Genomic DNA, 23681 nt, shown 5'->3' with positions numbered 1-23681 from the left:
TCAGACGATCGCCGCCAGCGCCGCGGTGAGCTGGGGCAGCGTCGGGTTGGTGAGCGCCGTCCCGTTGGGGAGCCGGACCGTCGGCACGGTCTGGTTGCCGCCGTTCACCGACTCGACGAACGCGGTCGAATCCGGGTCGTCGGTGATGTCGATCTCGGTGAAGGGGATCCCCGCCCGGTCGAGCTGCGACTTGAGGCGGCGGCAGTAGCCGCACCACGGGGTGGAGTACATGATCAGCTGATTGTCGGTTGCCACGTCCTCAGAAACGTCGGACCGGCCTGCCATGATTCCTAGCTGTGGCGAATTCGTCTGTGCCGTCCTCGGCGCGCGCCGTCCTGGCCGGTCTCGACGACGAGCAGCGGGCGGCGGTCACCGCGCCGGCTGGTCCGGTGTGCATCCTCGCCGGTGCCGGCACCGGCAAGACCCGGGCGATCACGGCCCGGGTGGCCTACCGGGCGCTCAGCGGCGAGGTCCGGCCGCAGCACGTGCTCGCGGTGACGTTCACCAACCGGGCGGCGGCCGAGATGCGGTCCCGGCTGACCGCGCTCGGCGTGCCCGGCGTCCAGGCCCGCACGTTCCACTCGGCGGCGCTGCGCCAGCTGCGGTACTTCGCGGCCCGGTTGTTCGAGGGGCGCGAGCTGCCCGAGCTGGTCGAGAGCAAGGGCCGCCTGATCGGACTGGCCGCCACCCGGGCTGGCCTGCGGCTCGACCGCACGATGGCGCGCGACCTGGCGGCGGAGATCGAGTGGGCCAAGTCGTGCCTGATCGAGCCCACCGAGTACCCGGTCGAGGTCGCGAAGGCCGGGCGCGAGCCGCCGCTCGACGCGGAGCAGGTCTCCCGGGTGTTCGTCGAGTACGAGCGGGTCAAGCGCGCCGCCGGCACGATCGACTTCGAAGACATGCTGCGCGCCGCCGCCTGGGGCATCGACCTGCACTCCGACGTGGCCGACCAGATCCGGGCGCAGTACCGGCACTTCGTCGTCGACGAGTACCAGGACGTCAACCCCGTGCAGCAGAAGCTGCTCGACGCGTGGCTCGGCCACCGCGACGACGTCACCGTGGTCGGCGACGCCAGCCAGACGATCTACTCGTTCACCGGTGCGTCGTCGGAGCACCTCGTCGACTTCCCGCGCCGGTTCCGGGGGGCCACCGTGGTGCGCCTGGTGCGCGACTACCGGTCCACTCCGCAGGTCGTTGGGCTGGCCAACGACGTCATCGGGCAGGCGCGGGGCGAGCTGGCCCGGTTGCGGCTGAAGCTGGTGGGGCAGCGGGCGCCCGGGCCGGAGCCCGACCTGCGCGGCTACGCCGACGAGCCGGCCGAGGCGGCCGCCGTCGCCCGGCGCTGTGCCGAGATGATCTCGGCCGGCACCTCGGCGAAGGAGATCGCGATCCTCTACCGGGCCAACTCCCAGTCGGAGGCGTACGAGGAGGCGCTGTCCGAGGCCGGCGTGCCGTACGTGGTGCACGGCGGCGAGCGGTTCTTCGAGCGCGGCGAGGTGCGGCAGGCGATGGTCGCGCTGCGTTCCGCGACGCGCTCCGCCGTCGCCGGTCCGTCATTGCGCGACGCGGTTGTGGCGGCGCTGGAGGCGGTGAACTGGCGGCCCGACCGGCCGCCCGGCGGCGGCGCCGCACGCGAGCAGTGGGAGGCGCTGGCGGCGCTGGTCGCGCTCGCCGACGAGCACGCCGACCTGAACCTCTCCGAGTTCTGCGTGGAGCTGTCCCGGCGGGCGGCCGCCCAACACGTCCCGGTGCTCGACGGCGTCACGTTGTCGTCGCTGCATTCGGCCAAGGGCCTGGAGTGGGACGCGGTGTTCCTGGTGGGCCTGGTCGAGGGCATGCTGCCCACGGCGTACGCGAAGTCGCCCGAGGCGCTGGAGGAGGAGCGGCGGCTGCTCTACGTCGGCATCACCCGCGCGCGGCAGTCGCTGTGGCTGTCGTACGCCGGAGCCCGGGCGCCCGGCGGCCGGCAGCGGCGGCCGTGCCGGTTCCTGCCGCACCTCGACCCGGACCGTCGCGTGACGCGGGCGGCCGGGGGTCGGGCCAAGCGCGATCCCGACGGCACCAGCCGCCGGGTGCTCGTGTCGTGCCGGGTGTGCGGTGCGGCGCTGCTCAGCGGTGGCGACCGCAAACTCGGCCGGTGCGCGGGCTGTCCGTCGGACATCGACGAGGAGTTGCTGGAGCGGTTGCACGAGTGGCGGGCCCACCGGGCCGGTGCGCAGAAGATCCCGGCGTTCGTGGTCTTCACCGATGCGACGCTCACCGCGCTCGCCGAGCGCCGGCCGGCGACCACCGAGGAGCTCGCCGTGATCGGTGGCATCGGGCCGCGCAAGCTCACCATGTACGGCCCAGAGGTGCTGGCCATCGTGAGTGGATCCGGGGTCGAAGACCTGTGACAGCCGCGTTCGGTTGCGTCTGGCCGCTGTCAGAAAAGTGTCTCCAAGTTTCCTCCGTAATTCGTTTGCCTTGATCGTGGGGCCGGGCTTAGCCTGCCAGTACGCCTTGCACCGCTGGTGCCTGGCGACCAGAGGAAGAAGTACTACGAGAGCGTTCGGAAGGGGGTGCCTCCCATGGAGAAGAACATGACAGAGATGAGCATGACGACTTGGGCGCGGGCGCTCCCATTGTCGCGCGCTCAGGTGCTCGAACTGTCGCTGGCTGCCGCCGGAAGGGCCCACAAGACCGTGGGTTACGGCGCGTTGGCCTTCGGCGGCGCGAGCGCTCCGCTGGCGCAACTTGCCCGGCCCCAGGTCCAGGTCCAGGGGACCAGTGTGCCGAATGGCAAGCAGAGCGTCATCGGAACGGACCCGGTTGGCGGAGTCCGCGGAATACCACCTCGAGGATGGCCGGTCTAAAAGACCGACAGCCGGCTCACCTCGAGGCCGCGGAACCCGATACCCGGGATCCGCGGCCTCTTTAGTTTTTGCACGACCTTCCGTCCACAAGAACGTAGGAAGCGAGGTGACCGGGTAATGAACCTGGTCATGACCCCTCTCGGCGCTGCCGGAGCGGGTGCTGGTGTGTCGGCGAAGTCGGCTCTTCCGTGCCGCAACTTCGACCCGGACCTGTGGTTCGCTGAGTCTCCGGCCGAGCTGGAGCTGGCAAAGGCGATGTGCGGGGACTGCCCCGTCCGCGTCGAGTGCCTGGCGGCCGCACTGGACCGGCAGGAGCCCTGGGGCGTCTGGGGTGGCGAGATCTTCGAGCGTGGTGCCGTGGTTCCGCGGAAGCGGCCGCGGGGTCGTCCGCGCAAGGAGGACGTCGCTCGTGACGCGGCTCTGCGTGTCGAAGCCACTGCCCGGGCAGCCGCGGCCGTCGCCATCGTGGCGGCCTGAGATGACCACCATTCCCAACACCGTTCAGCCCACTCACACCGTCACGATTCGATCGAAGGACTCCGTCATGAAGCTCGTCCGCTCCGTACAACTCCTCAACGAAGCTCTATCAAGAGCGCGAATGCGTTCGCCTCAGACCGCTAACTCTGAGGCGCACCGACCGGCCCGACGGATCATGATGGCTTCGCGCCGCGAACATGACCGCATGACCGGCCTGTAAGACATCACAACACTGGTAACCGCGATACTCGGGCGCCCCGCCTCTCCTTCTCTCGGAGGCGGGGCGCCCGCTCGCTTACTTCGAAAAAGCGGCCGCTTACTTCGACAGTGCGGGACCGCTGGCGAAGCCGGGCAGCCACTCCAGGAGGATGCCCCGGTACGGAGCCTTCGCCTCGAGCTGGCACAGCACCCCGATCGAGCCGAGCGTCACCCGGTGGATGAGCAGGTACGACGGGGGCAGGTTGAGCTGGCGGCCCAGCGCGTAGGCGGGACTCTTCGGGCTGGCGATCCGGGTGGCCTCGGCACGTAGCCAGGCGCGGGTGAGCCGGAACTCGTCGACCGCGATCGGGTCGAGCATCGGACGCAGGTACTCGAGCACCGCCTCCGCGTCGATCTCGAGGTCGGGCTTGATGAAGCCCTCGCCGCGCAGGCCACCGACGACGCCCTCCGCGTCACCGGCCAGCGCGAGCCGGGTGAGCCGGCCGATCACCTCGGGGTGCCCCTCGGGCAGCCGGGCGACCGCTCCGAAGTCGAGGACGCCCAGCCGGCCGTCGGCCAGGATGCGGAAGTTGCCGGGGTGCGGGTCGGCGTGCAGCATGCCGGTCTTGGCCGGCGCGGAGAAGTGCAGGTAGGCGAGCCGGCGGCCGGCGTCGTCGCGGGCGTCCTGCTCGCCCTCCCGGATGAGGGCCGACATCTGGACCCCGTTGACCCACTCCGTCACGAGCAACTGCGGCGCGGACGCGACGACCTCCGGCACGAAGATGTCGGGATCGTCGGCGTAAGCGACGGCGAAGGCCGCCTGCGCGGCGGCCTCCAACTCGTAGTCCAGCTCTTCGGTGATCCGGGTGCGTAGCTCGGCGATCAGCGGTTTCACATCGAGGCCCGGCTGGATGATCTTGAACATCGAGGCCAGCCGGCTGAGCTGATTGAGGTCGGAGACCAGCGCCTTGCCGGCACCCGGGTACTGCACCTTGACCGCGACCTCGCGACCGTCCTCCCAGATCGCCCGGTGGACCTGTCCGATGCTGGCGGCCGCGGCCGGCGTGTCGTCGAAATCGCGGAACCGCGTGCGCCAGTCCGGCCCCAACTGGCCCACCAGCACCTTGTGCACGGTGGCCGCCGGCAGCGGGGGAGCGGCCTCCTGCAGCTTGGTGAGCGCGGCGCGGTACGGCCCCGCCAACTCCTCCGGCAGGGCCGCCTCGAACACCGACAGCGCCTGGCCCATCTTCATGGCGCCGCCCTTGAGCTGACCCAGGACGCTGAACAGATGCTCGGCGGTGCGCTGCTGCACCTCGGCGGAAATGACCTCGGACGCGAGCCCGGTGACCCGCTTCCCCAACCCCCACGCGGCGCGCCCGGCGAAGCCCAACGGCAGGGCCGCCAACTTCGCGGTGCGGGTGACGGCACGGCGCGGGATGTCTGTCATTAAGAACCATTGTTACTCGGCAGGTCCGACTGCCGGCCCGAGCCGGAAGATCGACGTCGGCGAGAACAGTCACACCCGGGGTGTGCCGGCCAACTGCGGCGGCGTGCGGCACCCGGTCCGGAGATCTCGACGGTGGCACCCAGCGTGCGGACCGGTCGCCCGTCGGTGTGCCGGAGCACCTCCTCCACGGCGTACGCCGCACCGGCCAACGCGGTGGTGACCGCGCACGCCTCGACGGTGTCGCGGCCGGTCGCCAACTGCGCGGCAATGACCGGCCAATCGCGGTCGCGGTCGCGTCTGTGCAGCTCAAGGCACTGGCCGCAGGGGCTGGCGCCGGGCCGCACGAGCGGACCGACCACCACCACGCCGTCACGCAGGTAGACGTCGAGCCGCGGGGCGCCGCGCTCCCGGACCCCGCGGGTGGCCAGCGCCGTACCTGGCCGGGACCCGACCCGGACGACGAACGTGGCCGTCCCCTCACGCAACTGCGTCAGCACGGCCTCGGGCGCGACGCGGCGCACGGCGTCGGCGGCCGCGCTGGCCCGGGACCGGTGCGCGTCGGCGGGCAGGAGCCCACCCACCATGGCGTCGTCGATCCGGGTCCAGCCGTCGAGGGCGGGGTCGAGCCGTCCGATGCCGGCCGCACCGAGCGCGGACGCCACCAGAGCACCGAGCCACGCATGACCGGCGACGAGCACCCGCGCCGCCGCCCGCCGGCGGAGCATCTCGGCGGGGGTGCCGGGGTCGGGCGGGAGCGCCAGGGAGGTCGCGCCGGCCCGCGGACGGGACGACGGGCCCCGGCCGGCCCGCCCGGTACGGGACGGAGCCGGCTGCGTGGCGCGATCGGTCTGGGCGGCGTCGGGCAGGGCGGCCTTCGTGGCGCGACCGGTCAGGGCGGCGTCGGGCGCGGCCTTCGTGGCGCGGTCGGTCTGGGCGCCGCGCGGCGGCGGTGCCGGCTGCGTGGCGCGATTGGCCGAGTCGCCCGGAGAAGGGACCGGCCTGGCGGGCGTGGCTCGGGCAAGTGCCTCCGCCCGCGGAGGCGGACCGGCGCGCAGCCTCGCCAGCGCGAGCGCGCCCGCCTCGCGGGCCATCCGCTCGCGCTGGTTGTCGGTGAGCCCTACCGGCAGCAGCGCCCGTCCGGCCACGAGCAGCCCGCCGTCGTGGAGGGCGGCCAGGAGGGCCTCCGCCTCGTGGGCCTCGACCTTGTAGTCGGCCGCCGCGGCGATCACCACGGGCTCGCTGCGCGTGCCGTCGAGCAGGTCGAGCACCCGGGCCATGGCCGGGTTGCCGAGTTCGAGGACGGTGGCGAGGCTCGGGTCGGTGCCGAGTTGGAGCGTGTTGGGGTCGCGCCACAGGCGGCGCATGTGCGGGATGAGGAGGGGGCGTCGCATCGACGCACCCTGGCACGCCGGCGCCGGTAGCGGACGCGTTGTCCACAGCGGTACGCGCATGAATACCGGGGTTGTCCACAGATCATGCGGGGTTATCCACAGAACCTGTGGATCACGCCGGCAGGTCTGTCCGAGATCCGACACCAGCGGAGCCGGCGACCCCCACGAGGGTCGCCGGCTCCGCGCGATCTGTATGGCTGCGGGACGGCGGGCGTGCGTACCGGAAGCGTGTCGAAGCGGGCCTGCGAGGTTCGTTAGCCGGTACAGGTGGGCGGGCCCGCCGTCCCGCATCCGACGACGGGGGCGATCAGGCCTTGCCGAGGATCCGGTTGACCGTGGTGCCGCAGACGGGGCACTTGCCCTTCGCCATCCGCATGCCGGTCTTCGTCTCGGCGATGTCGCCCTCGAAGTCCCGCTTCTCCTTGCACTTGACGCAGTAGCCGTTGTAGGTGTCGGCCACTTCTGCCCTCCTTGAGTCGCGCCGGGCCGTCGTTGGCGCCGGCGTCGTTGACGGCCCGCACGTGCGTGTGACCGTTTCCAACGGATCGCGGGCGAAAAGCCCGACGAACCTGCCTGAACAGGCTGATCCCTGAGTGAGTGTGCCTTGTCCGACTGCTGTGGCAGTTGTGCTCAGCCGGGACACGCCGATCTAAGGTGCGTAAACCTCCGTTTCCACAACGTGTGGACGGTCGTGTGGGTACCGTGTGGGTGACCGGTGGACAACCGCCCTCTCAACCGCGGAAAACTGTGTAATCGACCAGACCACCGTCCACTCTGACCTGCGCGTCCTGCGTTCGCATCCCGGGAGCGGGCCGAATGGCGATCATCTGATGGCCGTCAGGGGAATCTTTCCGGCGATAAACCACCAACTGGCGCGAATCATCCGGGTGTCGGGATTTGACTCTTGCGGAACAAGGGCTGTCGAGCGCTAGGTTCCGTCCGTGGGCGGTTTCCAGGCCGGCCGGCATGGCGCGTAAGCCGGTCGTAGAAGTGCGGCGCAGTCAGCGTCGCAGGCGCACCGTGTCGGCCTATCGAGACGGCGAGCGCGTGGTCGTACTGATCCCGGCCCAGTTCTCGCGTGCCGAAGAGCGCGAGTGGGTCGACCGTATGCTCGAGCGGCTGGCCTCCCGAGATCAACGCGCCCGCCGGGGCGACGCCGATCTGCAGGCCAGGGCCACCAGGCTGGCGCTGCGCTACCTGCACGAGTATCCGGGCGCGGCCCGGCCGGCGAGCGTGCGCTGGGTCAACAACCAGAACGGCCGGTGGGGCTCCTGTACCCCGGCCGACCGCACGATCCGCCTGTCGCACCGCGTGCAGGACATGCCCGACTGGGTGCTCGACTACGTGCTCCTGCACGAGTTGGCGCACCTCGTCGTCCCCAGTCACAACAGTGCCTTCTGGGATCTCGTCTCCCGCTACCCGCGGGCCGAGCGGGCCAGGGGATTTCTGGAGGGGGTCAGCGCGGCCTCCGGACTGGAGATGTCAGACGATTGACCGGTGACCCGCCGCGTCGTGATCGTTCTGCTCGGGCCGGTGCCGTGGGCGCCGCCCGGTTCCGACCCGCCCACCTGGCGCCGGGCCCTGGCCGAGGACGTGGTCGATCTGGTCGCGGCGCTTGCGGCCGCGGATGGGGCAATAGCTATCGGACGCGGTGAGCACGCTCTCGCGGCCGCCGTCGCCTGGCCCCGGATGCCCGTGTACGAACTCGAGGTGCCGACGCCCCGGGCGGCCCTGGTCGCCGCCGCTGCTGACGGCTACGAGCAGGCGGCCGTTCTCGCCGGCGACGCTCCCGACGTGCCCGGCCTGCTCGTGGGCAAGCTGCTGCAACCGTTGACCACCCGGCACGCCGCCGTGGCGCCCTCGACCAGTGGCGGGCTGCTCGGGGTGGCCGCGCGCACGCCCGTCCCGGACTGGTTTCCCGATCTTGATCTCGACGACGCCGAACCCGCCGATGTGCGCGACGCGGCACCGCGCCGCGCGCTGGTGGCGGTGACGCCGGCCTGGCACCGCCTGCGCGGACCCGCCGACCTGGCCCGGCTGGACCCGGCGCTCGACGGCTGGGACACCACCCGGGCCCTCTTGGGCGGCTAGCCTTCGGGGTTCTCCTCGGGCGGGTCGTTCTTGCTGAGCTCCTCGAACAGCTCGTCGAAGTTCACGTCGGCGCCGCCCTCGTTGCGGGCGTAGGCCTCCGGGTCGCCGAACGCCTCGGCGTCGGGCATCAGGTCGGGGTGGCCCCAGAGGGCGTCGCGGCCGGCGATGCCGCGGTGCTCGGTGAGCGCGGCCCACAGCGCGGCCGCCTCCCGCAGCTTGCGCGGACGCAGTTCGAGGCCGACCAGCGCGGCGAAGGTCTGCTCGGCCGGGCCGCCCGCCCCGCGCCGGCGCCGGAACGCCTCGCCGAGCTTGACCACGTCGGGCAGCCGCTCGCCGGCGGCCCGGTCGACCACGTGGCTCACCCAGCCCTCGACCAGCGCCAGCGCGGTTTCCAGGCGGGCCAGCGCGGCCTGCTGCTGGGGGCTGTCGTCGGGCGTGAAGATGCCGTCGAGCGCGATCTCCTGCATGCCGCCGGGGTTGGTCGGGTCGAACTTGCCGATGGCGTCTTCGATCGCCTCCCGGTCGACCCGGATGCCGGCCGCGTACGCCTCGACCGCGGTGAGGATGTGGCCGCGGAGCCACGGAACGTGGCTGAAGAGGCGCTGGTGGGCGGCCTCACGCAGGGCCACGTAGAGGCGGACCTGGTCGGCCGGCAGCTCAAGCCCGTCACCGTAGGCCTTGATGTTGGCCGGGACGAGCGCGGCCGTGCCGGCCGGACCGAGCGGGAGCCCGATGTCGCTCGCCGAAAGGACCTCGGCGGCGAGCGAGCCGAGCGCGGTGCCCAACTGGCTGCCGAAGAGCGCGCCGCCGAGCGACGTGACCATCGCCGACATCGGCCCCATCTGGCCGCGCATCTCCTCCGGGACCAGCTCCGACATCGCGCCGACGATGCGGCCGGCGACCGGGTCGCACAGCTTGCGCCAGACGTCGAGGGTGGCGGCCAGCCACTCGCCGCGGGTCCAGGCGGTGGGGACGGTGAGCCCCGACGGAAGCTCGGACTCCGGCTCCAGCCACAGGTCGGCCAGCCGGAGCGCCTCGATGAGCTCGGCCTTCTCGGCGGCGCCGACCGGCGGGTCGCCGACCGGGGCCTCCTTCTCCTCGCCACCGGGCAGTTCACCCGCCTGCGGCATGCCGATGAGGTTCGGCAGGCCGAAGCCGAGAATGCCGCCGGGCATGCCCCGGCCGCCGGTGAGGTGGGCCTGCGCGACCTGGCGGGCCAGGTCCCAGTTCACCGGGCCGCCACTGGTGGGCGCGGTGAACATCTGCTGCAGCTGACTCATGAACTGCTGCATCTGCTGCGGGTCGTTCGGGTCGGGTGCGCCGCCGAATCCGAAGCCGAAGGGAGAGTCTGGCACGTGTCAACGGTACGCCGCCGACTTCGCGTCGGCTGTGCCGCGCCTGTGAATACGCTCAGGGCTTGACCATGTGTTGTGCGTGTGACGGATAGAGTCGCCGCCATGGGACGTCGCGGAGCCACCCTTCTGCTGGGGGCCGTGCTGCTGTTGCTGCTTATCTGGCAGGCCGGCACCGCGCCGGTCCCGTATGTGGAACTCGGCCCGGGGCCGACCGAGAACACGCTCGGCCAGCACGACGGTAAGCCGATCATCACGATCGAGGGCCGTGCGGAAACGTCGTCGGCCGGGCAGTTGCGGCTGACGACGGTCAACGTCCGCGACAATCTGACGCTGGTCGACGCGGTTCGCGGCTGGATCAGCGGCGACAGCGCGGTGGTGCCACGCGACCTCGTCTACCCGCCGGACAAGACCGAGGAGCAGGTCGACCAGGAGAACGCCAACTCGTTCAAGGCGTCGCAGACCAGTGCCGAGACGGTGGCGCTGCGCAAGTTGGGGTTCCCGGTGCTGGTCACGGTCACCGAGGTCGCGAGCGGCGTGCCGGCCGAACAGACGCTGAAGCCCGGCGACGTCATCACCTCGATCGACGGCACCACGGTGACCTCCAGCCAGAAGTTGCGTGATCTGGTGCGGGCCAAGCCGGCCGGCACGGTCCTCCAGGTCGGCTACACCCGTGACGGCGTGGCGGCGGTCGCGGGCGTGGCGACGGCGAAGGCGGAGGACGGCTCTCCGCGGCTGGGCGTCGTCATCGAGCACAAGCAGCCGGCGCCGTTCGAGGTGAAGTTCGACCTGGACCGGATCGGTGGCCCGTCGGCCGGGTTGATGTTCACGCTGGGCGTAATCGACAAGATCGACCCGGTCGACCTCACCGGCGGCATCCGGATCGCCGGCACCGGCACGATCGACGACGAGGGCAACGTCGGTGCGATCGGCGGTATCCCGCAGAAGTTGCGCGGAGCCAAGCGCGACAAGGCGACCGTGTTCCTCGCACCGGCCGCGAACTGCGCCGAGGCCAAGGCCAACGCGGTGCCCGGTCTGCCGATCTACCGCGTCGCGACGATCGACGACGCGCTGAGCGCCCTCCAGGCACTGCGGGAGAAGCGCACGCCGCAGCTCTGTTGAGACCGTTTTTCCGTCCTGATTTCTGGCGTTTTATGCACTTCCTCGACCATGCGTACCGGCACGGCCTCCCGCTGTCAGACTGGGTGGCTACGCTGGTGCCCGTTCGGGGAGCCTCTGCAGGGAGTCATCGTGGTAATGCGCACCCCCTTGTCCCGCGTCAGCCGGCGGGGCAGGGTCACCCTGGTCGTTCTCGCCGTGCTGCTCGTCCTCGTTGCGATCACCGATCGTGCTTTCGACATCTGGGCCGACTGGCTGTGGTACGACGAGACCGGCTACACCGATGTCTACAGCGGCATCCTCACCACCCGCGCCCTGCTACTGGCGACGTTCGGGCTCGGGGTCGGGTTGATCGTGGCGGTCAACCTGTACCTGGCGTACCGGATGCGGCCGTTGCTGCGTCCGCACTCGGCCGAGCAGCACGCGCTCGACCGCTACCGGATGTTCCTGCTTCCCCGCATGGGCACCTGGATCGCGGTCATCGCCGGGCTGGTCGGGCTGTTCGCCGGCATCGCCGCGCAGAACCGGTGGCAGCAGTGGCTGCTGTTCATCAACGGCGGCTCGTTCGGCGTCAAGGACCCGCACTTCGGCGTCGACGTCAGCTTCTACGTCTTCGAGTACCCGTTCTACCGGTACCTGCTGGGCGTCGGGTTCTTCGCGGTGGTCGTCTCGCTGCTCGGTGCCCTCGGCCTGCACTACCTCCTCGGCGGCGTGCGCCTGCAAGGTGCCGGCGACCGCATGACCCCGGCGGCCCGCGCCCACCTCACCGCGTTGGTGGCCGCGTTCGTCCTGCTGAAGGCCGCCGCGTACTTCCTCGACCGGCGCGGCCTACTGCTCGGGCAGAACCCGAGCGTCGACAACCTCAACGGCGCCTCCTACACGGCGATCAGCGCCCTGCTGCCGGCCAAGGAGATCCTGGCCTGGATCTCGCTGGTGGTGGCCGTCGCGATCCTCGTCTTCTCGAACGCGTTCGCCCGGAACCTGGTGTGGCCGGGTGTGGCGCTGGCGCTCCTCGGCATCTCGGCGGTGGTGATCGGCGGGATCATTCCGGCCGGTGTGCAGTCGTTCACCGTCAAGCCGAGCCCGCGCGAGAAGGAGAGCCCGTACATCCAATACAGCATCAACGGAACGCGGGCGGCGTACGGCATAGCCGACGTGAAGACGGAGCAGTACTCGTCCAACGTCACGGTGCCGCCGGGTGATCTGCTCACCGACACCTCCACCGTGCCCAATGTGCGCCTGCTCGACCCGGCGGTCGTCAACGACACCTACACGCAGAAGCAGCAGGTGCGCGGGTTCTACGAGTTCGCCGACAAGCTCGACATCGACCGCTACGAGGTCAACAAGACCACGCAGGACTACGTGGTCGGCGTCCGCGAGATCAACTACGACAAGCTCAGCCCGACGCAGTCGAACTGGCAGAACAAGCACACCGTCTTCACCCACGGCTACGGCTTCGTGGCGGCGCCGGCCAACCGGCTCGTCTGCGGCGGCCTGCCGTACTTCGTCTCCGGGTTCCTCGGTGAACAGCAACGGGCGGCTGGCGAGGAGTGCCAGTCGTCCACTGAGCAGATACCCACCTCGCAGCCCCGGGTGTACTACGGCGAACGCATGAGCGAGTACGCGATCGTCGGCAAGTCCGGCGGCAACGACTCCGAGTTCGACCGGCCGAGCGGCAACACCGACCAGTACTTCACGTACGACGGCAAGGGCGGCATCGGCGTCGGCTCGCTGTCGCGTCGCATCCTCTACGCCACCCACATGCGGGAGACCAACTTCCTGCTGTCGAGCGTGTTCAACGACGACTCGAAGATCATGTACGTGCGTGAGCCGCGGGAGCGGGTGGAGAAGGTCGCGCCGTTCCTCACGATCGACGGCGACCCGTACCCGGCCGTCGTGAACGGCCGCGTCCTGTGGATCGTCGACGGCTACACCACCGCCTCGACCTACCCGTACTCCACGAAGGTCGACCTGCGGGCCGCGACCACCGACGCCACCACCGGCGAGGGCACGTTCGCCCAGCAGCGGCAGGACATCAACTACCTCCGCAACTCGGTGAAGGCGACGGTCGACGCGTACGACGGCACCGTCACCCTGTACTCGTTCGACGACAAGGACCCGGTGCTGAAGGCCTGGAACAAGGCGTTCGGCGGCAAGCTGGTCAAGCCGAGCAGCCAGATTCCCCCGGATCTGCAGAACCACCTGCGGTACCCGGTCGACCAGTTCAAGGTCCAGCGCGACCTGCTGTCGCGGTTCCACGTCACGGCGCCGAACGAGTTCTTCTCGCAGCAGGACTTCTGGCAGGTGCCGGCCGACCCGGCCAACAGCGGCCAGGAGAAGCAGCCGCCGTACTACGTGCTCGCCAAGATGCCGGTGCAGGACGAGCTGAACTTCCAGCTGACCGCAGCCGTGGTGCCGCGCAACCGGGCCAACCTGGCCGCGCTCGTCAGCGGCTACTACGTCGACGGCAAGCCCGTGCTGCAGGTGTACGAGCTGCCCGACAACACCAACATCCAGGGCCCGGCCCAGGTACACCAGAAGATGGTCAACCAGGACCAGGCGCGGCAGGACATCACCCTGCTCGAGTCGAGCGATTCCAGACCGGTGTTCGGCAACCTGCTGTCGCTACCGATCGCCGGCGGCATGCTGTACGTCCAACCCCTGTACATCCGCTCGACGTCGCAGGACAACTCGTTCCCGTTCCTGAACAAGGTGCTGGTCAACTTCGGCGACTACGCCGCGTACGCCAACAACCTCCAACAGGGGCTGGAACAGCTGGTGGCCCAGGCCAACAACGGCCGAACACCGGGCGGCGCCCAACCGCCGACCGGCGTCACCCAACCACCGGGCACCGGCACCCAACCCGGCGCCAACGACGCCCTGATGGCCGCCGCCGCCAAGGTCCAGTCGGCGATCACCGAAGTGAGAGCCGCCCAACAGTCCGGTGACTTCGAACGCTACGGCCGCGCCCTGAAGGCCCTGGACGACGCGATGAAGGCCTTCGAAGACGCCCAGAAGGCCGCCGCGGCGGCGGGCGGCACCCAGCCCTCGACGAACCCGTCGGGTTCGCCACCGGCATCGGCACCACCGTCGGCGCCGGCCAGCTCCGCCCCGCCGGGCTGATCCTGGTCCTGGACCCCTGGACATGTGTTCCGGGGGTCCAGGCGGTCCGCTCACGTACGTGGCGAGGCCGGTTTGGCGTTGATCTGGCGGTGCGCTAGAGTTATCGAAGCGACGCGGGGTGGAGCAGCTCGGTAGCTCGCTGGGCTCATAACCCAGAGGTCACAGGTTCAAATCCTGTCCCCGCTACAAAGAAGTGCAGGTCAGAGGCCCTACTCAATCGAGTGGGGCCTCTTTCGTTTCTCGCGTTCAAATAGCGCGAGACGGCGCTTCTCCGGGGTGGGCAGGCGAATTCGGGATCCGGCTCGTGCTCCACGAGTCAGTACAGTCCAGCGTTAGCCAGCCGCCCGCCAGGCAGCGCGGCCAGGACATGTAGCGCGAGAGGCCGGTCCTGCTCGCGCGCCTGAGCGAGAGTGCGCTCATCGTCGTCGAGGTCAGCGAGGAACCGGAAGTGGATGCGCAGCGCATCGGATAGTTCACCAGCGGTTGGGACGGGAACGGCAAGTGCGCCGATGTCCTCCTCGTCGAACTCGCCGACGCCGCGATCGCGTAGCCATCTCTCGGGGTCGAAGGCTGGACCTTCGTGGCCGGGCTTCCAGAACGTGTCGCCAGCGTGGACCCCGTTGGCGTCGACCCAAATCTTCAAGACCGCGAGGCGCCGGATCAGGGCGTGATCCAGCGCGCCGGTGACGCGGGTGTTGGTCATCACCCAGCGCAGGTCGTACATGTCGCGGGCGGGGGTGGCGCGGTTCAGGCGGGCGATCTTCTCAGCGATGTTCTCTTCGAGGCGGATAACCTGCAACTCAGGCAGAGCGGGCGGTCCGTATCGGATGTGGACGGGCAGGGGCTGCCATCCGCGCCGCACGGGCGGCAGCCAGGGCGGCGGGTTCAGGTCGAGTTTGCTCTGCAGGGCGCCAGTGTCACCGCCGAACGAATGATCGTAGGTGAGCGTCCACTTGCTGCGCCGCTCGATGACGCCGTAGCGGAACGGGCCGACCACGAGGCCGTCGATCGCGGCGATCAGGTCGGTGAGTGCGTCGTCGGGATTGGCGCCGATATCGGTGCTGGAGAAGTCAAGGTCGAGGGAGAATCGACCTGCATTGCCGGCGTAGAGCTTGCGCAGTGCGGTTCCGCCTTTGAACGCCAGCGCGTTCAGCACGTTCGTGCCTTGCAAGTGACGCAGCAGCAAGTCTTGGGCGATGTCGACGATTGCGGCGTCCCGGCCCTGGGCGCCGGCGCCGCGCGGTGTGTGCCGGGCAATGTGCCCGACGGTGAGGGCGACGCCGCTCATGCGACCGCTCCTAGGGTGCGTGGGTCGAAGGGGAGGCTCGTGTCGGCGACCTGCCAGGCGTTGTCGTGGCGGCGTAGAGGCGCGCGCGGGCCGAACCAGGTCTTGCCGTGCGGCGGGCCGAGCTCTCGGACTGCGCCGGCTAGATCGGGCCGCATTCCCTGGATCAGGTAACCCGTGCGGGCGCGGATTGCAGCAGATCGGTCGGCGAGCTCGCGGGACAGCTGCTCCCAGGACAGCTCGGCGGCAAGGTCCGGGAGCCACTCGAGCGTGCTCGTCCAGGAGCGGACCGCGCGGGGACGCGCCGTCATATGCACAAGCAGGCTCTCTGGGGCGAGTACGGGCACACCGCGCAGGTGCTGGAAATCGAGGCGGGGATCGAACACGGATGCGGCGATGCTGGCGGGCAGCTGACGGGCGAGCTCAGGCGTGGCTGCGGCAACCTCGATGTGGGTCGGTGCACGGTCGGCGATGCCGTGCGCCCAGGCTGCGGCCTGGAAAGTCAGCGCGCAGCGCGCAGCCGGCTTCTGGGCGAGGAACGCCCGTAGGGGCGTGACTGGGTCGTTGCGCGAGTAGGCGCCAGCCACGGCAGCCGGCGCGAACTCCCAGACACCGCGCTGTCCGGTGGGCAGCAGCCAGCCTCGCTCACGCAGCCGCGCGGCGACGATCCGGGTGGGTGTATGCAGGCCGTAACGCTCGACGAGTTGCCCAAGCTGCTCACTAGTGACCAGCATGGGCTGTTCGAGTTCCAACTCCTCAAGAATTCCGGCCATCGAAGGCGGGATCGTCCGTGTCATTATGCACGCCTTTGTATCCGGATCAGTTACTGCTCTGTAAGAGTGACACCACCTCTCCGAAGTGTCAAACAGGGGCATTGGTTACTGATTCAGTTGCTTGGCTGCGAATTTGACACCGTCCAACCGTCCAACCGTCCAGGTGACGAGGTAGCGACGGCTCGCCAAGTCGGTGGCGCCACTTGCGCGGCGGTACCACGTGAGCGATGGCACGGTGCTCGCTGACCAACTGCTGGGTGATGTCGAGTGAAGGAATCATTTCCGTATGGATCGCCCGCGGCGTTGCGGGGCGGCCCTGACGAACCGGCTGAAGAACCTGGCTGCCTCATCTCCGTTCACGGTGACCGAATTGCATCGCCAGTTCGCCTGCGACCGGCTGTTGGCTCGGATATTCAGCGCGCCAGACGCAGATCGTTGGGTGCTCAAGGGCGCCGCCGCGCTGCTAGCCAGGTTGGACGTTGCGCGACATAGCAAGGACATTGACCTGTCTTGGCAGTCCGCTGTGGATCTCGACGAGGCGGAACAGGCTTTTCGTGCTGCTGCCAGGTGCAACGTCGGTGACTTCTTCGTGTTCGAGATCGGGCCGGCGGCTCCGCTTGTGGGCGGTAAGGGCCGACGGTTTGCCGTGGTGGCCGGGCTTGGCGGGCGGCCATTCGCGGCTTTCTCGGTCGACCTGGTCGCTGGGCAATCGATGACCGTTTCGCCGGAAGCTGTACCACCCTTGGTAGCGGTGGAGATTCCCGGTCTGCTCCGGGTGGACTATCGGGCATACCCGCTCGTGGTGCTGATCGCGCGAACTCAGCGGCCAGCGGCCTCTGAACTGCGGCGTGCGCTGCTGTCGGAGACCGGGCGCCGCGGTGTCGGACCACCGCTGGAGTTCGTCGCACCAGGTCCCTTATGGCCAGCCGGATACGAGGCGAAGGCCACCGAGGTGCCCCACTTGGGAGAGCTGGGTCGACACCCAGCAGCGTTGGCTCTGGTGAAACGATTCTCGACCCGGTGTTGGCGGGGACGGCGGTCGGGCGATGGGATCCGTCGCGGGCGGCGTGGGTCGCATAGGCGTGAGGTCGGCGTATCGGGAAGGATTGGCAGCGCAGCCGACGGGTGTGACAAGTCGCTATGTGCCGATGACTGGTCGCAGCAGCGGTCGCCCCGCTCGTGCCCAGCTCACCGCCCGCTCCGCGTCCACCCAACGGTTCTCGTCGTACAGGCCGTCGAGCAGAAGTGCCGGCACCTCGGCCCGGCTCAAGGTGATCGTCGGCTCGGGGGCGGGGCCTCCGCCGTCGAACCGGCTTTCGTGGACGCGGCACACGATGTAGCCGGTGCTGTGCAGGTTCAGGTCGCCCTCGTCGCAGATGAGCAGGGGGCAGTCGGTGGTTCCGGCGATCGACAGTGTTCCGTCGGTGGTCGTGAAGTCGATCAGGCGGGACACCTGGGCGCCGTTGACGACGAACAGCATCGTCGCGTCGAGGGTGAGGACCTGGGCTCGCAGGGTGCCGGTCACGATCAACGCGAAGCTTTCCTTGGCGCCCGCATCGAGGTCCAGGGTGCCGTCGACGGTGAGGTCGCCGTCGATCACGAACGCGGTGAGTTCGCCGAGGTAGCGGCCGTCCGGGTCGAGCCCGCACCGGCGGAACAGGTCGCCGCCGCTCCAGTCGCCGCCGACGTGGACGGAGCCGGTGTTGACGTACGCCGTGTCGAAGTCGACGTCGAACTCGAGTTCGCTCAGATCCAGCGCGGCGTCGGCCTCGTCGAACGGCATCCTGGACCACGCCGGCATGTCCGCTCCTGTCCCGTCAAGAAATCGAGCGGCGCCAGTGTACATAAGCTAGAGCAGGCCCTGCGCCTTCCATACCGCCATCGCCATCGCGAACCCGCGCAGGTCTCCCGTAGTGGCCCCGCCCATCCGGTTCATCGCATAGGCGATCGTCGTTCTCGCGTCCAAATCGATTATTACCAGCGATCCGCCCAGCCCGCCCCAATACATGGTGTTGGGATTGGGCATGATTCCGTCCGAGACGGCGAAACCCAACCCGAACCGCAGGTTCATGTCGAGAACCAGGTCCCGCCCGTCCACCTGCGGTTCCAGCGCCCGGCGGCACCCCGCCCCGGACATGAATCGGCGGCCATCGGCAACCCCGCCATTGGCGAGAATGGCGTGAATCTCGGCCATCGAGCGGGCATTTCCGGTTCCACCGGCAGCGGGGATCTCCGCGCCGCGCCAGGCCCGGGTCCGGGTTGCGGCCACATTCACCAAGGGATTATTTGACGCGTTTTGCTGTAACCGCGTCTGCGCAGATCCGTCGGGTGGGTGGTCCGGTGGGGGAATCAGGTCGGCCACGCGGGCGTCCTCGGACTCGGGGAGGCCGATGTGGAAGTCGGCGCTCATCGGGTCGGCGATTTCCTCGCGGAACACCGTGCCCAGCGAGCGGCCGGTGATGCGGCGGACGACCTCGCCGATCAGGTACCCCTGCGTCAGCACGTGGTAGCCCGACGCCGTGCCCGGTTCCCAGTCCGGCGCCTGCGCGGCCAGGAGGGCGGTGACCTTGTCCCAGTCGTACAGGTCGGTCGCCTCGATCGGCGCCGACCAGGCGGCCAGCCCCGACGAGTGGCTCATCAGGTGGCTGACCTTCACGGCGTCCTTGCCGTTGGCCGCGAACTCGGGCCAGTACCGGGCCACCGGCGCGTCGAAGTCGAGGTCGCCACGGTCGGCCAGCAACAGGGCGGTGAGCGCCGTCATGGTCTTGGTGGACGAGTAGACGTTGACGATCGTGTCGCGCTCCCACGGCCGCGTGCGGTCGGCGTCGGCGAAACCGCCCCACAGGTCCACGACCGTCTCGCCGTCGACGGTCACACAGAACGACGCACCGACGTCGGCACCGCTCGTGAAACTGTGCTCGAACGCGGCCCGCACCCGCGCGAACCGCTCGTGCGTGAAACCCTCGACCACCTATGCCCCATCTACGATTGTCGCTGTGGGCAGAGTGTGGGCGGAGCGGATCGTCGATGTAAAGCTGTTTCACTATCTCGACAGCAGCCACCAGGGCCCCCTCCGGACCGACCGCTACCGCACCCAGGCCCTCCAACTCACCCGGCCCCCGGGCGCCGTGTACTCGGCGAAGACCACGATCTCCTGCCGTACCTGCGGCCACCGCGTCTCCTACCAGGTCCTGAGCGTGCTCGCCGCTCGCCTCCGCTGGACCCTGTGGATACTGCTGGCCGTGGCGAGCACCGCCGCGGCGGTGTGGGGCCTGGTGCTGATGTTCGGCAACGACCAGCCGGTCGCCCGGGGCGAAGACCCGCCCGGCGTGTGGTCCCTGATGCTCGGCCTGGCCCTGCTGGCCGCGTTCAGCCTGCTGCTGATGACCGAGACCGGGATCAGCGGCCCCGGCGTCCGCCGCACCGCCCGTCCCCACAGCCTGCGCCCCGTCGCCGACGAACCCGACACCGGCGCCCTGACATGCCAACACTGCGGACACCAGGAACCCGTCGACGGCGATGGCTACCTACGGATGCGACAACACGAGTGCCGCACCTGATCGCAGGGGTCTACTTCTTGGACCAGGTGCCGCACCGCTGCGAGGTGAAGTCCTGGCCCGCTTTCAGCGTCACGGTCAGGTTCCCGCCGCCAATGTGGTTGTCGATGATGTCGGAGCCGTTGGTGCCGGACTTGGTGATCGCCCAGTAGCAGTCGGAGCCCGCGCCGATGGCCCGGTACGTTCCCGGCTGAATGTCGACGCCGACGGAGTAGGTGCCCTCCTCGATCGTCGCGCCGGCGCCGGCCGGTGGCGCGGCGTTCGCGGGCGGCGCGGCAGTAACGGTGACGGTCGAGGTGGCTGGTGCCGGTGCGGCCGCGGAGGCGGTCACCGTCTCCGTGACCGTGTTCCCGGCGGGGGACGGTGTCGCGGACGTCGCCTTGGCCGATGTGTTCTGGCTTCCCGCGGCGCCGATTCCGACACCGGCGAAACACGAGACGAGCACCGCGGCGATCCCGCCTCCGATCGCAAGAGGCAGCGGCACGCCACGACGGGATGGCCCCGGTGGAGGCGGCACCGGTGCGGGCGGCGGTCCCATCGGCGCCGGGCTGATCGGCAGGCCTGTCGGCGCCGGGCTGATCGGAAACTGGTGTGTGGTGGTCTGGTGGTCGTGGGCGGTCTCGCCGTATGCGTTCGTCACACGCGTCATCATTGCGATACGTGTTTTGACGATCACCCTACGTTCGGGCGTCGGTTCATCGTGCTCGGTTGATATTTTCCGGCCGACGGCCCGCCAGCCCCGCCTTCCGGTGAAGGGCGCGGGTGTCCGGTCGACCCGACATCGGGCGTCCACTGTGGACAGGTAACGAATCGGGTGGCTGAGTTGCCGAATCGTCCGATCGGGGTCACAGTGCCCGGCATGAACAGCTTTCTGGTGCTCCTCAGCCAGGTGAGCGCCGAGGTCGCCGTGGCGACCGATCCCGACGATGTCGGGCCTCGGCAGGCACTCCTGCTCGCCATCCACGCCGGGGTGAACGCCCCGCGCGGGCACGACTCCCGCGTCGGCTGGGACCAGTTCGCGTCGACGCTCGCGGAAGCCGACCGTGAACTGCAGGCCGGCCTCCGCGACCCGGTCGACCTGGTCACGGCCAACGTGCCGCCGATCGATCCGGTGGACGAGAACGGCGAACCCTTACGCACCAACGTGGTCGTGCTGACGCGTCAGCTCAGCGACCTCTTCGACGCGGCGGCCGTGGCCGGCCAGGGGGCGCCGTGGCGGCAGATCGTGTGGGCCAAGGTGGCCCAGTGCCTGGCCGATGCCGCCGACGACCTCGCCTAGTCAGGCCTTCCAGAAGTAGAGGTTGTCGAGGTCGCCGTGGAACTGGTCGGTGTCGACATCGGACTGGGCGGCGTTGATCCGTTTGCCGCCGATCACGGGCGACCCGGTCGGCACGATCGGACCCATGGCGAGCATCTGCCGGACCGGCGGCACCACCGGTCGGCCGGTCGCGGGACGGGTGACCCGCGTCTCGAACCGCGTCCCCGTCCGGGTGCACCGGATGCGGTACCACGTGTCCACCGACAGCGTGACGTCCGCGATCAGCAGCACCACGGCGGCTCCGTCGGACCAGCGGCATGACGGCCGGCCGGCGTCGACCTGCACCTTCCACTGGCTCAGACCCGCGGCCGCCGCTCCCAACTGGAACACGTTCATGCCGGCCGACGTGGGCGGCGGTTCGGTGAGCCGGACGTCGGCGCCGAAGCTGAACATCGCGTCGGCGGGCGTCAGCGGGACGCCGTCGACCGGGCGCACGATTCCCTGGGGACACGGCGCGACCGGGCACGACCCGCCGGGGAACCGCAGGAAGCGGGTGTTGCGGGGGCCGCGCACCGAGGTCACCGTGCCGCCGCCACCCGTCTCGATCGTGCCGTCGAGGCCGTGGCCGCTGCCGTCGGCGACGGTGCCGGGCGCCCGCAGGTCGCCCCGGTAGAGCAGCTCGGCCGTAGGGGCGCCGGCGGCCGGGGACGGCGCCGCCAACGGCAGCAGGACCATACCGAGAGTGACCGCGATCGCGGACAGGTTCCTTCTCACGCCGAAAAGTCAAGCGATGGCCACGCTTCGTGGTCAATCGCCGGATCGGGGTCGGCGCCCCGGTGGACTCCGTAGGCTTGACCCCATGAGTTTCATCGACCGCGTGAAGGACCTCGCCGACCGCCACGACGACAAGGTCGACCAGGCGCTGGACAAGCTCGGCGACGAGGTCGACAAGCGCACCGGCCACAAGCACACCGGCATGATCGACAAGGTCGTCGACGTGGCGCAGGAGAAGACCGGCGAGGGCGACACGACGCGGTCTTGACGGGCCCGCCGGGCATGGCGGAAGCTGTGCCCAGCGCGCACCAGGGCGCCTCCTGTCCGCGGCAAGCACCGAGTGCACCTGGAACACATCGACAACACTCCCGCACGCGTACCTTCCGTCGCGTCCGGTTGTCAGCGGACCCCGGGCGCGGTTACGGAGACGTCCCCATGACCATTGAACTTCCCGCCCGGGCCGACCTTGCCCAGCTGCGCGGCCAGGCCAAGGATCTGCGCCGCGCCGTCGTCGGAGGCAACCCCGCCGCGCTCAAGCGCATCGAGGCCCTCGACCGTCGGCCCGAGGATTTCACCCTCCGCGACGCCCAGCTGATCGTGGCCCGCGAGTACGGCTTCGCCGGCTGGCACGACCTCATGACCGAGGTCGGCAAGAAGCAGGTCGCCGAGCGCGATCTCCACCGCTGGTTCGGCGTCCACCTGAACAACGACACCTGGGACCTGCTGGAGCAGATCGGCCCGCACAGCCCGCTGGTCGACCGGGAGCGGCTGCTCTACGCCGCCTACGCGTCGACCTACCACTGGCTGGAGGCCGGCAACACGGCCAACCACGCCCGCGGCGAGCACCTGATCGCGTCGGTGGCCGTGCGGATCGGGGAGGGTGGGATCGCGCTGAAGCATGCCAGGAGGTGTGCCCAGCTCGTCGACGAGAACCCCGACGTGATCGCCGACTGGGACCGGCCGCTGGCGGCGGAGGTCATGGCCCGGGCGCTGGCCGCCACCGGCGACGGCGCGGCCGCCCGCACCTACTGGCAGCGGGCGAAGGACCTGACGGCGGAGGTGGCCGAGGAAGGCGACCGCAAGGCGGTGCTCGATCTGATGGAAACCGAGCCGGACTGGCCGTGAGTCAGCGGGCGTGCACCCGCTCGCGGAGCGGCGGCGCCGGGTGGCTGATCTCGTGGTGGTGCTGCGGCTCCGCGTAGAAGCTCAGCCCGATCACCGAGGCCAGGGTCGCCACGAAGCCCAGCGCCGCGATCCACTCGCGACCCGCGTGGATGCTGTCGCCCAGGAACAGCAGGCCGATCACCGCCGCCGGTACGGCGGCCGCCGCGTCCATGGCGGCCACGGCGGCGGTGGTCGAGCCGCGCTGCATCGCCAGCCCCAGCAGCAGCTGGCCCACCACCGAGTGGCCGACCAGCAGGTACAGCAGGGGGTCGGCCAGGAAGAAACCGTCGATGACGTGCACCGAGGCGAGCGGCCGCGAGGCCACCGCCGCGGCGCCGAACGCCAGCCCGGCGAGCGAGCCGAGCACCACGGAGCCCGGCGCGCCGTGCATCCGAACGGCGAAGAACCCGCCGACCGCGATCACGACCAGGGCGACGCCCAGCAGCGCCACGCCGATCGACCCCATCGGGCGCGACGGCATCGGTTGGGCCGAGACGATCAGCCCGGCCAGGCCGAAGCACAGCAGCGCGAGCAGCAGGATCTCGGTGGTGGGCAGCTTCCACTTCAGCACCAGCACGCCGAGGATGGCCGTGACGCCGAGCCCGGCCGCCACGGCCGACTGCACGAGGAACAGCGGAAGGTCGCGGCGGGCCAGGAACGCCAGCGCGAACGCGGCGAACTGGAAGCCGATGCCGAACAGGTACGCCCGGTGCTGCCCGAGCCGCCACAGCAGCCGCGGGCTGAAGCCCTGGTGGAGGTCGGTGTTCGCGGCCGCGATCGACTGCAGGAGGTTCGCTACGCCGTAGGCGACGACCATCGC

General features: G+C 69.9%; 23 protein-coding genes, 1 tRNA gene and 3 pseudogenes. 15 read left to right on the top strand and 12 right to left on the bottom strand.

Annotated elements, in window-relative coordinates; all coding sequences use genetic code 11:
• Window positions 1-231 (bottom strand): mycoredoxin, encoded by a 231-nt coding sequence (locus Vau01_RS04950; RefSeq protein ID WP_203987800.1) that lies wholly within the window; start codon window positions 229-231, stop codon window positions 1-3.
• Between the two features lie 80 nt (window positions 232-311).
• Between Vau01_RS04950 and Vau01_RS04945 the strand changes: the two are divergent.
• The 5 genes and pseudogenes from Vau01_RS04945 to Vau01_RS04935 form a co-directional block, all read left to right on the top strand.
• Window positions 312-1680, top strand: a pseudogene (locus Vau01_RS04945) (ATP-dependent helicase); the annotation flags it as partial.
• Window positions 1659-2004 (top strand): annotated as a pseudogene (locus tag Vau01_RS65160) (3'-5' exonuclease); the annotation flags it as partial. The pseudogenes Vau01_RS04945 and Vau01_RS65160, both read left to right, overlap by 22 nt.
• Before the next feature lie 11 nt (window positions 2005-2015).
• Window positions 2016-2393, top strand: coding sequence for an HRDC domain-containing protein (locus tag Vau01_RS65155; protein WP_373320172.1), 378 nt, complete (start codon window positions 2016-2018; stop codon window positions 2391-2393).
• Between the two features lie 174 nt (window positions 2394-2567).
• Window positions 2568-2852: a hypothetical protein gene (locus Vau01_RS04940; RefSeq protein WP_203987675.1), complete on the top strand. Its 285-nt coding sequence runs from the start codon at window positions 2568-2570 to the stop codon at window positions 2850-2852.
• A 129-nt stretch (window positions 2853-2981) separates the two neighbouring features.
• Window positions 2982-3329, top strand: a complete 348-nt coding sequence (locus tag Vau01_RS04935; RefSeq protein WP_239151313.1) for a WhiB family transcriptional regulator — start codon at window positions 2982-2984, stop codon at window positions 3327-3329.
• Between the two features lie 316 nt (window positions 3330-3645).
• Here the strand turns inward: Vau01_RS04935 and Vau01_RS04930 are convergent, their stop codons facing one another.
• The 3 genes from Vau01_RS04930 to Vau01_RS04920 all read right to left on the bottom strand — a co-directional run bounded on the left by Vau01_RS04930 (window position 3646) and on the right by Vau01_RS04920 (window position 6825).
• Complete coding sequence (locus Vau01_RS04930; RefSeq protein WP_203987671.1) at window positions 3646-4974, bottom strand: ABC1 kinase family protein; 1329 nt, start codon at window positions 4972-4974, stop codon at window positions 3646-3648.
• A complete protein-coding gene (locus tag Vau01_RS04925; RefSeq protein WP_203987670.1) occupies window positions 4974-6365 on the bottom strand; it encodes a hypothetical protein in 1392 nt (463 codons plus the stop codon). The genes Vau01_RS04930 and Vau01_RS04925 overlap by 1 nt, the downstream gene beginning before the upstream one ends.
• Window positions 6366-6672: 307 nt before the next feature.
• Complete coding sequence (locus Vau01_RS04920; protein ID WP_203930114.1) at window positions 6673-6825, bottom strand: DUF5679 domain-containing protein; 153 nt, start codon at window positions 6823-6825, stop codon at window positions 6673-6675.
• Between the two features lie 506 nt (window positions 6826-7331).
• Between Vau01_RS04920 and Vau01_RS04915 the strand changes: the two genes are divergently transcribed.
• Together Vau01_RS04915 and Vau01_RS04910 are read left to right on the top strand one after the other, a co-directional pair.
• Window positions 7332-7859: a M48 metallopeptidase family protein gene (locus tag Vau01_RS04915; RefSeq protein WP_203987668.1), complete on the top strand. Its 528-nt coding sequence runs from the start codon at window positions 7332-7334 to the stop codon at window positions 7857-7859.
• A gap of 3 nt (window positions 7860-7862) precedes the next feature.
• The gene (locus Vau01_RS04910) at window positions 7863-8456 is read left to right on the top strand and encodes a hypothetical protein (RefSeq protein WP_203987666.1); all 594 of its coding nucleotides are present in this window, start codon (window positions 7863-7865) and stop codon (window positions 8454-8456) included.
• Here Vau01_RS04910 and Vau01_RS04905 read toward each other — a convergent pair.
• Window positions 8453-9748 carry a zinc-dependent metalloprotease gene (locus Vau01_RS04905; RefSeq protein ID WP_506018237.1) on the bottom strand — a complete coding sequence of 432 codons (1296 nt, stop codon included), beginning with the start codon at window positions 9746-9748 and terminating at the stop codon, window positions 8453-8455. The genes Vau01_RS04910 and Vau01_RS04905 overlap by 4 nt on opposite strands.
• Before the next feature lie 165 nt (window positions 9749-9913).
• On the opposite strand from Vau01_RS04905, the gene Vau01_RS04900 reads away from it, so the two are divergent.
• The 3 genes from Vau01_RS04900 to Vau01_RS04890 all read left to right on the top strand — a co-directional run bounded on the left by Vau01_RS04900 (window position 9914) and on the right by Vau01_RS04890 (window position 14236).
• On the top strand, window positions 9914-10930 hold the full coding sequence (locus Vau01_RS04900) for a YlbL family protein (RefSeq protein WP_203987663.1): 1017 nt from the start codon (window positions 9914-9916) through the stop codon (window positions 10928-10930).
• Window positions 10931-11065: 135 nt separating this feature from the next.
• Window positions 11066-14050: a UPF0182 family membrane protein gene (locus Vau01_RS04895; protein ID WP_203987660.1), complete on the top strand. Its 2985-nt coding sequence runs from the start codon at window positions 11066-11068 to the stop codon at window positions 14048-14050.
• A gap of 112 nt (window positions 14051-14162) precedes the next feature.
• Window positions 14163-14236 (top strand) — tRNA-Met (locus Vau01_RS04890).
• Window positions 14237-14366: 130 nt separating this feature from the next.
• Here the strand turns inward: Vau01_RS04890 and Vau01_RS04885 are convergent.
• Window positions 14367-15338 (bottom strand): nucleotidyl transferase AbiEii/AbiGii toxin family protein, encoded by a 972-nt coding sequence (locus Vau01_RS04885; RefSeq protein WP_203987658.1) that lies wholly within the window; start codon window positions 15336-15338, stop codon window positions 14367-14369.
• Entirely contained in the window at window positions 15335-16132 is a 798-nt protein-coding gene (locus Vau01_RS04880) for a type IV toxin-antitoxin system AbiEi family antitoxin (RefSeq protein WP_203987647.1), read from the bottom strand. Before Vau01_RS04880 ends, Vau01_RS04885 begins: the two co-directional genes overlap by 4 nt.
• Before the next feature lie 262 nt (window positions 16133-16394).
• Here Vau01_RS04880 and Vau01_RS65150 point away from each other — a divergent pair.
• Window positions 16395-16805 (top strand): annotated as a pseudogene (locus tag Vau01_RS65150) (nucleotidyl transferase AbiEii/AbiGii toxin family protein); the annotation flags it as partial.
• Window positions 16806-17246: 441 nt separating this feature from the next.
• Here the strand turns inward: Vau01_RS65150 and Vau01_RS04870 are convergent.
• Window positions 17247-17909, bottom strand: a complete 663-nt coding sequence (locus Vau01_RS04870) for a hypothetical protein (RefSeq protein WP_203987644.1) — start codon at window positions 17907-17909, stop codon at window positions 17247-17249.
• 48 nt (window positions 17910-17957) lie between these two features.
• Complete coding sequence (locus Vau01_RS04865) at window positions 17958-19079, bottom strand: serine hydrolase domain-containing protein (protein WP_203987641.1); 1122 nt, start codon at window positions 19077-19079, stop codon at window positions 17958-17960.
• Between the two features lie 25 nt (window positions 19080-19104).
• Between Vau01_RS04865 and Vau01_RS04860 the strand changes: the two genes are divergently transcribed.
• Complete coding sequence (locus Vau01_RS04860; protein ID WP_203987638.1) at window positions 19105-19668, top strand: hypothetical protein; 564 nt, start codon at window positions 19105-19107, stop codon at window positions 19666-19668.
• A gap of 10 nt (window positions 19669-19678) precedes the next feature.
• Here Vau01_RS04860 and Vau01_RS04855 read toward each other — a convergent pair whose 3' ends face one another.
• Window positions 19679-20149, bottom strand: a complete 471-nt coding sequence (locus Vau01_RS04855) for an Rv1352/Rv1906c domain-containing protein (protein ID WP_203987635.1) — start codon at window positions 20147-20149, stop codon at window positions 19679-19681.
• Window positions 20150-20524: 375 nt separating this feature from the next.
• On the opposite strand from Vau01_RS04855, the gene Vau01_RS04850 reads away from it, so the two are divergent.
• Window positions 20525-20944, top strand: a complete 420-nt coding sequence (locus Vau01_RS04850) for a hypothetical protein (RefSeq protein WP_203987631.1) — start codon at window positions 20525-20527, stop codon at window positions 20942-20944.
• Here the strand turns inward: Vau01_RS04850 and Vau01_RS04845 are convergent, their stop codons facing one another.
• The gene (locus Vau01_RS04845) at window positions 20945-21697 is read right to left on the bottom strand and encodes a hypothetical protein (protein WP_203987628.1); all 753 of its coding nucleotides are present in this window, start codon (window positions 21695-21697) and stop codon (window positions 20945-20947) included. It abuts the gene before it with no gap.
• An 85-nt stretch (window positions 21698-21782) separates the two neighbouring features.
• Here Vau01_RS04845 and Vau01_RS04840 point away from each other — a divergent pair, with 85 nt between their 5' ends.
• Together Vau01_RS04840 and Vau01_RS04835 are read left to right on the top strand one after the other, a co-directional pair.
• Entirely contained in the window at window positions 21783-21965 is a 183-nt protein-coding gene (locus Vau01_RS04840) for an antitoxin (protein WP_203987625.1), read from the top strand.
• Window positions 21966-22132: 167 nt separating this feature from the next.
• A complete protein-coding gene (locus Vau01_RS04835; protein WP_203987622.1) occupies window positions 22133-22822 on the top strand; it encodes a hypothetical protein in 690 nt (229 codons plus the stop codon).
• A 1-nt stretch (window position 22823) separates the two neighbouring features.
• Here the strand turns inward: Vau01_RS04835 and Vau01_RS04830 are convergent, their stop codons facing one another.
• Window positions 22824-23678 carry a hypothetical protein gene (locus Vau01_RS04830; RefSeq protein ID WP_203987793.1) on the bottom strand — a complete coding sequence of 285 codons (855 nt, stop codon included), beginning with the start codon at window positions 23676-23678 and terminating at the stop codon, window positions 22824-22826.
• Window positions 23679-23681 lie beyond the last annotated feature (3 nt).

The organism is Virgisporangium aurantiacum (assembly GCF_016863635.1).
GTDB lineage: Bacteria > Actinomycetota > Actinomycetes > Mycobacteriales > Micromonosporaceae > Virgisporangium > Virgisporangium aurantiacum.
Note: the sequence above shows the minus strand (reverse complement) of the source record. Positions and strands in the feature narration are given on the sequence as shown.